Source organism: Magnetococcales bacterium, from assembly GCA_015231925.1.
Taxonomy (GTDB): domain Bacteria; phylum Pseudomonadota; class Magnetococcia; order Magnetococcales; family JADGAQ01; genus JADGAQ01.
Genome location: JADGAQ010000085.1, coordinates 1 through 8,871, shown reverse-complemented (window position 1 = coordinate 8,871; position 8,871 = coordinate 1). Strand labels below are relative to the sequence as shown.

The following is an 8,871-nucleotide window of genomic DNA, read 5'->3' as shown; positions in this document are numbered from 1 at the left end:
CCAAGCCCCAGGTTCTGGCGCGGATGCCCCCGGAGCCGGAAAAGATGGTGGAGCCGGTGAAGGTCCCGGAGCCGGTGAAAGCTCCCGAGCCGGTGAAGGCCCCGGAACCGGTGAAGATGGTCGAACCGGCGCGGATGGCGGAGCCTCGCAAAGCCCCGGAGCCGGTTCAGGTCAACACCACGCCGGCCGGTCGCATGAGTGTGCATATCGCGGCCCCGCCGGTGGTGGACGGGCGTCGGGCGGAAGAGGTCTATCGGGAGGCGGAAGCCCTGGCGGAGCGCAAAGCCAACGCCATGGCGGAGACCCGTGCCCGGGAGGCGTTGGGTTTGGATCCCAACCATCAGGGGGCGCGTTATCTACTGGCCAAGGTGCTTTATCTGCAGGGGCGGGGCAGCGAGTCCTATCCGCTGCTGACCGAGGGGTTGCAACGTTCCTTTGATGCCAACATGGCCAAGCTCTTCGCCCGCATTCTGGTGGAAGACGGCAAGGACGAGGCGGCGCTGGGGGTGTTGGAGCAGGCGGGCACCCAGGGCGGGGAGCCCGACGCGGAGATGATGGCTTTGCTGGCGGCGCTTTATCAGCGCACCAACAACCACTGGAAGGCCATCGATCTTTACGAGAAGCTGTTGGAGCAGAATCCGGCGCGGGGTACCTGGTGGATGGGATTGGGCATCTCCCTGGAGAAGGTCAACGAGCCGGGGGCCGCGTTGCAGGCCTATCGCAACGCCCTGTCCCGCGGCCAGTTGGATGCCCAGTTGCGCAAGTTCATCCAGGATCGCGTCAAGGCTCTGTCGGGCTAGGGGTGAAACGTGCAAGCCCTCAAGAAAAAGGTCCGTCTGGGTGACTTGCTGGTCGAAAGCGGCATCATCAACGCCGAGCAGTTGACCAAGGCGCTGGAGCATCAGAAGAGTTCCGGCCTGAAGCTGGGCGAGGCGTTGTTGGCGCTCAACTTCGTCACTGAAAGCAAGCTCAACTCCTTTCTGGCGCAACAGCGCAAGAAGGTGCGCATCGGCGAACGCCTGGTGGAACACGGCGTCATCACCGAAGAGCAGTTGCAGACGGCCCTGGTGGAGCAGAAGAAGACCGGCAAGAAGCTGGGGCAGGTCTTCTCCTATCTGGGCATCCTGTCGGAATACCAGTTTCTGGAGTTTCTCGCCGGGCAGATGGACGTTCCTTTCGTCGATCTGCGCAAGTTTTCCTTCGAGCCGGAGGTGGTCAACCTTCTTCCCGAATCGGCGGCGCGTCGGTTCCGCGCCATCGCCTTGGCCAAGACCGACAGCAGCGTGCTGGTGGGTATGGCCGATCCGGCGGATGTCTTCATCTTCGACGAGTTGACCCGCATTCTGCGTCATGCGCCACGGGTGGCCATGGTCAGCGAGGGCGATTTGTTGCGGGTGCTGGACCGTCTCTATCGTCGCACCGACGAAATCCGCGAACATGTGGAGGCTTTGGGGGAGGAGGTCGCCAAATCGGACTTCAGTCTGGACCAGATTGTCCAGTCCGAGATGGTGGTGGATGCTCCCGTGGTCAAGATTCTGCAATCGCTTTTCGAGGATGCGGTGCAGGTGGGGGCTTCCGACATTCATATCGAGCCGGACGAAGAGGTATTGCGCATTCGGCAGCGCATCGACGGCATTCTTCACGAGCAGATCGTCAAGGAGAAGCGCATCGCCCCGGCGCTGGTTTCCAAGTTGAAGCTGATGGCGGGGTTGGAAATCGCCGAGAAGCGGCTGCCCCAGGACGGACGCTTCAACATGTCGGTGAAGGGGCGCAAGATCGATGTGCGTCTTTCCACGCTGCCGATTCAGGACGGGGAGTCGGTGGTGATGCGTCTGCTCTCCCAGGATGCGGATAATTTGCGCCTGGAAAAAGTGGGCATGCGGCCCCAGATGATGGAGATGTTCCGTTACTACATCGGTCGGCCCAACGGGTTGATTCTGGTGACGGGGCCCACGGGTTCGGGCAAGACCACCACCTTGTACGGGGCGCTCAACAGTCTCAACGAGCCCACCAAGAAGATCATCACCGTGGAGGATCCGGTGGAGTACCGGCTGCCGCGGGTCAATCAGGTGCATGTCAAGCCCAAGATCGGTTTGACCTTCGCCTCGGTATTGCGCACGGTGTTGCGGCAGGATCCGGACATCATCCTGGTCGGTGAAATGCGTGACAAGGAGACGGCGGAAATCGCCATCAAGGCGGCGTTGACGGGCCATCTGGTGCTGTCGACCCTGCACACCAACGATGCGGTTTCCACGGCGATCCGTCTGGTGGATATGGGGGTGGAGAGTTTCGCGGTGGCCTCCTCGTTGCGTTGCATCGTGGCGCAACGTCTGGTGCGGCGGGTGTGTCGCAACTGCAAGGAGAGCTACAAGCCGACCCAGCGGGAGATGGTGTTGTTGCGGGGCATGATCGGTGCGCGGGCCCAGCAGGCCACTCTGGTTCGGGGTGTGGGCTGCGGGGATTGCAGCAAGTCGGGCTACGCCGGGCGTATTGCGGTACTGGAGATGCTGGAGATGCGGGGTCCGCTGGTGACCTATCTGGGCAAGGGGGACACCACGGGTTTCATTGCCGAGGCCAAGAAGCTGCCGAGTTATGTTCCGTTGCATCTGGCGGCGCTGGAGTATGCTCTGGAGGGGGTGACCACCATGGAAGAGGTGATGCGCCTGACCACGGAGCTGGTGGAGGAGGGGCCGACGGCGGAGGAGGAGGCGGCGTTGGCGGCGGAGGCGCAGCCGGCGGCGGAGGTGAAGGGGCCTGCGGAGGTCAAGACGGCTCCGGTGGTGGCTTTGCGGCCGGGTGTGGCGGCGGGTCAGCCGAGACCTGCGGGGGCTCCTGCGGGCCAGCCGAGACCTGCGGGAGCGCCGGCGGCGGGTCAGCCGAGACCTGCGGGAGCGCCGGCGGTGCGGCCTCCCGGCGCCCCGGTGGCCAGACCGGCCGGTTGAGCGGAGGTCTTTCAGTAATACGGGGGTCCGGGGGGGATTATCCCCCCCGGCGGGGTTCGGGGCAGCGCCCCGAGGTGTTGACTGGCCGTTGCGGTCCGCCGCCGCCCATGAATCCCCAAAAGCTTCCATCCCATGCGGAGCGGATTTATCGCGGCGGACCGCGGGGGGGCAAGGGGGGGCCTCATCCCCCCATCCGTTGAAGTTCGCCGTTGAAGTTTGCCGTTGAAGTTTGCCGTTGAAGTTCGCCGTTGCCGTTGCTTTTCACGGCAGGCTTTGCACGGGGAAAACCCGGCTTTTGCTCGGGAGTGGCGTTCAAGGATGGGGGGATGAGGCCCCCCCTTGCCCCCCCGCGGTCCGCTGCGATAAATCTGTTGGGTGCGGGATGGCGGCTTTCGGGATTCCATTGGCTGCGGCGGACCGCAACGGCCAGTCAACACCTCGGGGCGCTGCCCCGAACCCCGCCGGGGGGGATAATCCCCCCCGGACCCCCGTATATCTTGTCCTTACATCGAGTGCTATCCGTCCATGGCCAATTTCGAATACACCGGACGATCCCGCAACGGCGCCACCGTTCAGGGCAAAATCCTTGGTCCCAACACCGAAGCCGTTGTCGAGCAGCTCCTCAACCGGGGCATCACTCCCATTTCCGTCAAGGAGATGCGCAACGCCGCCGCCGAGGGAGGCATCGAACTGGCCATCTTCATCGATTGGCCCAGCATCGACGACCTCCTGCTCTTCACCCGGCAGATGTACACCCTGGCCAAATCGGGTGTACCCCTGGTGCGCGCTTTTCAGGGACTGGTGGAAAGCACCCACAACAAAAAACTCGTCGAAGCCATGCGGCAGATCGTCGAGGATCTCCAGGGCGGACGCGACCTCTCCGGCGCTCTGGCCCGCCACCCGCGCATCTTCGACCACCTCTACGTGCGCATCGTGCGCATGGGCGAGGAGACCGGACGCATGGAAGAGTCCTTCAACCAGCTCTACAAATATATGGAAGTGGACAAGGAGACCCGCAAGCGCATCAAAAGCGCCCTGCGTTACCCCACCTTCGTGCTGATCGCCATCACCATCGCCATGGTGATCGTCAACTATTTCGTCATCCCCGCCTTTGCCGAAATGTTCAAGGGTTTCAAAACCGAACTGCCCCTGATGACCCGGATCTTGCTGAACACCTCGCATTTCACGCAGCAATATATTATCTATATTATCGGCGCCATTGTGGCGGCGTTCTATTCCTTCAATTACTATGTCGGAACCCCGATGGGTAAGCTGTGGTGGGACCGGCAGAAGTTGCGCATGCCGCTGGTGGGTTCGATCATCAACCGGGCCACGTTGGCGCGATTTTCCCGTGCTTTTGCCATGGGATCCCGGTCGGGGTTGCCCACCATTCAGATTTTGGGGGCGGTATCGGAGGCGGTGGACAATGCGTATGTGCAAAAGCGCATTGAAGAGATGGTGGTGGGTATTGAGCGTGGGGAGAGCATGGTTCAGGCGGCATTCACCAGTGGCATGTTCACGCCGTTGGTGATGCAGATGATGTCGGTGGGTGAAGAGACCGGCGCCATGGATGACATGATGCAGGAGGTAGCGGAGTTTTACGAGCGGGAGGTGGAGTACGAGGTGGCCAATCTGAGTTCCGCCATCGAGCCGATCATGCTGTTGGTGATCGGGGCCATGGTGCTGGTGTTGGCGTTGGGTATCTTCATGCCGATGTGGGAGATGGGGGCGGCGGCCACCAAGAAGTAGATAAATCCTTTAAGTATTAAAAAGGGTTGGGGGGTCAAGGGGGGAGCTCTGCTGCCCCCCTTGAACTTTTCCTTATCCTTTATCCTTTATCATCTATTCTTTTTCCTTTATCCTCTATCCTTTCAGGCTCGCCCAGCTGACGGCCATCCTTTTCGGCGTCCTTTTGCCGAAAAGGATGGCCTGAAAGCGAGCCAGCCATTGGTCCTGGCCTGTGCCAATCGTCCGTTTGATTGGCACAGGCCAGGACCGGATTGCCCGCGAGAGGCGATCACTGTCCGGCCCCCGTGAAGGCGAATCGATGAGGCCGATTCGCCTTCACGGGGTAATAAAAACCCCGCCGGGTCCTCGAACCTCCGGGGATGAGGCCCCCGGAGGTTCGACTCCCGTTAGCTGGGCGGGGGTGAGTCAAAGGAGACAGGAAGAGTTCCCAGGGCGCTGCCCTGGACCCGCCGGGGGGGATAATCCCCCCCGGACCCCCGTATTCGTCTACACAGGGTTGCCATGGCATTTTCCCTTCCCCATCTCCCCAAAGCTCGCTCCCGGCTCTACACTCGGCTCGACGGCTACCTGCGCATTCTGTGGGAGTCGCTGACGGGACATCGCCTGAAAGGCGAGGAGGATCTGGCGAAGTGGGTCGAGGCCTTGTGCGGCCAAATCGGTTCACCTTACGGCGTCGACATGCCCATGGCTCGTGTGGGCATCTATGCGGCGGTTCAGGCCTTGATCCGTCCGGGGCAAAAAGTGGCCCTTTCGCCCTACACCATCGCCGATGTGATCAACATGGTGGTGTGCGCGGGCGGGGTGCCGCTGTTTGTGGATATCGACCGGGCCACCTGCAACATCGATCCTTCGGCTTTGGAAGAGGCGTTGCGGCGACACCCGGATGTCGGGGCGGTGTTGGTGACCCACTTTTACGGCTTGGCCTGCGACATGCCGCGCATTCAGGAGATTTGCCGGAATCGGGGCGTGCCGCTGATCGAGGATGCCGCCCAGGCCTTCGGCACACGTCTGGCGGGGCGGTCGGTGGGCTCTTTCGGGGATGTGGGCATTTTCAGTTTCGGCTTGTACAAGGGGGTCAACACCTTTTACGGGGGGTTGCTGGTCACGCCGCATCGCGGGCTTTACGAGCGGGTGCGGGAGCAGCGGCGGGAGTGGCCCTGGCAGCCGCAAGGGGCTTTTCTGGGCCTGGTGGCCAAGGCGGTGGTCACGGATGTGCTGACCCATCCGTTGTTGTACGGGATGTTCACCTTCTATCTGTTCCGTTACGCTTATCAGCGCAAGATCGCCTGGTTGAACAAGCATTTGAGTTTCGATATCGATCCGCAGCTCAAAACGGTGCTGCCGGAGGGTTATGCGGTGCGCTACACGCCGTTGCAGGCGCGGCTGGGGCTGGCGCAACTGCCGGGGGTGGCGGCGGATCTGGCTGCGCGGGTGCGGACTGCGCAGCGGTATCATCGGGGTTTGCAGGATATCGGGGAGTTGATTCTGCCGCCCTGGCGGGAGGATGGTTCGCACGGTTACAGCTATTATCCCGTGCAGTACGAGGATCGTGAGGCGTTGGTCTCTTTTGCCCTGAGTCGGGGGGTTGATCTGGCGGAGAGTCATCACAAGAACTGTGCGGCCTTGCCCTGTTTTGCGCCGTATGCCGGGGAGTGTCCCTCGGCGGCGCGGACGGCGCGTTCGCTGATCTATCTGCCGACCTATCCGGGGTATGATGTGCAGGAGGTGGAGCGGGTGATACGGGTGATACGGGCGTTTTTCGGCAGGGCGTGAGTTGGTCCTTCTCCAATCCCTGAAAGGTTTGTGTCAGTCAATTGTCAAGTTCTTCTGACTCGGGAGAAGAGTAATGCTTTTGTCCTATGACCCCCGCTACAATGTCGCTTACATCCGTCTTCGGGAGGAGATGGGTGAGGTGGAAACCTTGCGCATCAGCGAGGAGTTGAACATCGACCTTTCACCCGATGGCAAGGTTTGCGGTATCGAACTGCTCAACGCCAACGAGCAGTTATTGCAACCGGACCAGGGAAAGCTGATGGTCTCCAATACCCAAACGGGCGACCAGTGGGAACGAATGGTTGCTTCATCGTAAGGATGCTTCCATAGCAACGACTCAGAACCCTGTACAGCGCGGCATGACCCTATCAACGGCGCAAGGCAAAGTCCCAGGGGTGCCCCCTGGACCCCATGGGGTCGGAAGTCAACAGCAAAAGGATGAGTCCCAGGGCGCTGCCCTGGACCCGCCGGGGGGGATAATCCCCCCCGGACCCCCGTATACCTGAACAGAAACTTCGTTTGAACAACCCCGGCTGTGTCCGGGTGTTGAGTTCAAAGAAGGGGAGGGTGAGTCCCTCCCCTTGCCCCCTCCGGCGGGTCGAAGTGGGGACAGGGTTTGGAGAGTGTGCGTAGTTGGGCATTTCCCCTTTTGGCTTCGACCCGCCAAAGGCCGGGTCAACACCTCGGGGCGCTGCCCCGAACCCCGCCGGGGGGGATAATCCCCCCCGGACCCCCGTATAACTCAACTACCCCTCCGGCGCTTCGCTGCCGATGCGCCAGGCGTTGGCCATGATCGTCAGGCCGATGGTGGTCCCCGTCACGCTGGGAAAGGTGCTGCTGTCGACCAGATGCACCCGCTGCAACCCCCCCGGTCGCCCCAACAAATCACTCTGACCCCGCTGCGGAACCCCCGCCACCATGGGAAAACTGCCTCCCAAATGGTTGCCCGCACCCGGTCCGGCCAACATCGCCGCCATTCCCAGCGGTACGAATCCCGTCTGCCGCCGCAACCCCCGAAACAGCCGCATCAATCGCTTCACTATCAGGCCGCTCCCCTCATTTTCCCGCCCCACCACCCGCCACGGTCCCGTGGGGGTCTCGCCGCGATGCACCTCCAGATGGCTGGAATCCCGCGAATGCAGCGATCCCCAGAAAAAGAGCCCCCGACTCAGGAGCGGATTGAGCAGCCGCTTCATCCGGCTGCCCATGGTCACGGGATTCAAGCCCACGGCGTTCATGGCCAGCGCGTTCATGGGCGATACCTGAATCAGCAGGTGGCAGGGGGAAATCCCTTCGTTGCGCAGCAGGAGGAAGAGCCCCGGAAAGACGTGCCGGGCCTCGTCGACGATCCCCGGCACACCGTGCCCTTGAAGACAAGGCACGAAGAACTTGTCGCTGCAGACCAGGCGCAGAGGCTCTCCGCTCCAGAAGGGGGAGTGGATCAGAATGCGGCTGGAGCCCAATGCACCCGCTGCCAGGAAAAGGCGGGAACAGGCCAGTCGGAAAGGTGTGTCGTCGGCGTGTCGCCCGTGCAGTTGCACGGTGGTGTCGCGCTCTTCCAGCCAGTCCACGATCATGCCGGGGCGGTAGTCCACCTCGCCCCGCTGCTGCAGGCGGAGCATCTCCTGTCCGGCGTTGTACACCGCGCCTGTTGGACAACCGGAGAGGCAGTTGCCGCAAAGCTGACATCCGGGGCTGTGGTTGTCGGCGGCGGCGCGAATGGCCAGGCGGGATTGGCCGAAGAGCAGGCCGTGCTGTTGCAGGGTGAGGCGATGGCGTTGCAGGCGATGTTTCAGCAGGGTGATCTGCGCGGCATCGGGCAGGGCGGGGCAGGGGATGGCATGGGAGGGGAAGAAGGGTTGCAGGTCGTCTTCGGCGGTGGAGAGGGGGATCTCCTGCAACACGCGCCGGTAGGCGGGATCGAGGGCCTCTCGGGAGAGGGGCCATTGCTGCATGTCGTCGGCGATCATGGGGAAGAGGGCGCCGGCCCAGGCGTTGGAGAAGCCGCCGAGGGCCAGGGTGACATCCCCGGTGGCGTTGTGGCGTTGCATGTTCAGTCGGGTGTGGGCGTAGAGGTAGTCGGAGCCGAAGACCCGTTTTTTGGGCAGGCGTCGGTCGCTTCGCGGGGTGTCCTGGATGGCGAGGCGGTCGGCGGTGGACCAGAGGGTGGGGGGGGTGGCGCGCAAGCGGTCGATGAGGGATTGGCGGGAGGCGTCGAGGGTATCGCCGCCGTCGAGGATGAGGGGGCGGAGGCCGCGGGCGATGCAGGCTTTGGCGCACCAGAGGGCCGCCAGGCCCGAGCCGATGATGACGGTGGAGGAGTCCAAAGGAGTTCTCCAAGGGAACGCAGAGAAAATACGGGGGTCCGGGGGGGATTATCCCCCCCGGCGGGGTTCGGGGCGGAGCC

At 62.6% G+C, this 8,871-nt stretch carries 6 protein-coding genes; 5 read left to right on the top strand and 1 reads right to left on the bottom strand.

What is annotated here, in order from left to right; translation table 11 throughout:
* The 5 genes from HQL56_10725 to HQL56_10705 all read left to right on the top strand — a co-directional run.
* Positions 1-800: tetratricopeptide repeat protein (locus HQL56_10725; GenBank protein ID MBF0309989.1), on the top strand; the 800-nt coding region annotated here is incomplete at its 5' end.
* 180 nt (positions 801-980) lie between these two features.
* Entirely contained in the window at positions 981-2,942 is a 1,962-nt protein-coding gene (gene tadA / locus HQL56_10720) for a Flp pilus assembly complex ATPase component TadA (GenBank protein ID MBF0309988.1), read from the top strand.
* A gap of 525 nt (positions 2,943-3,467) precedes the next feature.
* Positions 3,468-4,691, top strand: a complete 1,224-nt coding sequence (locus HQL56_10715) for a type II secretion system F family protein (protein ID MBF0309987.1) — start codon at positions 3,468-3,470, stop codon at positions 4,689-4,691.
* 501 nt (positions 4,692-5,192) lie between these two features.
* Entirely contained in the window at positions 5,193-6,464 is a 1,272-nt protein-coding gene (locus tag HQL56_10710) for a DegT/DnrJ/EryC1/StrS family aminotransferase (protein MBF0309986.1), read from the top strand.
* A 73-nt stretch (positions 6,465-6,537) separates the two neighbouring features.
* Positions 6,538-6,780 carry a DUF2283 domain-containing protein gene (locus tag HQL56_10705; GenBank protein ID MBF0309985.1) on the top strand — a complete coding sequence of 81 codons (243 nt, stop codon included), beginning with the start codon at positions 6,538-6,540 and terminating at the stop codon, positions 6,778-6,780.
* A 430-nt stretch (positions 6,781-7,210) separates the two neighbouring features.
* Here HQL56_10705 and HQL56_10700 read toward each other — a convergent pair whose 3' ends face one another.
* Complete coding sequence (locus HQL56_10700) at positions 7,211-8,791, bottom strand: GMC family oxidoreductase (protein MBF0309984.1); 1,581 nt, start codon at positions 8,789-8,791, stop codon at positions 7,211-7,213.
* Positions 8,792-8,871: the final 80 nt, after the last annotated feature.

What these genes read in the sequence shown, in the direction of transcription:
- HQL56_10705 (MBF0309985.1), top strand. Translation starts at nt 6,538, where the DNA reads ATGCTTTTGTCCTATGACCCCCGCTACAATGTCGCTTACATCCGTCTT.
- HQL56_10715 (MBF0309987.1), top strand. Translation starts at nt 3,468, where the DNA reads ATGGCCAATTTCGAATACACCGGACGATCCCGCAACGGCGCCACCGTT.
- HQL56_10710 (MBF0309986.1), top strand. Translation starts at nt 5,193, where the DNA reads ATGGCATTTTCCCTTCCCCATCTCCCCAAAGCTCGCTCCCGGCTCTAC.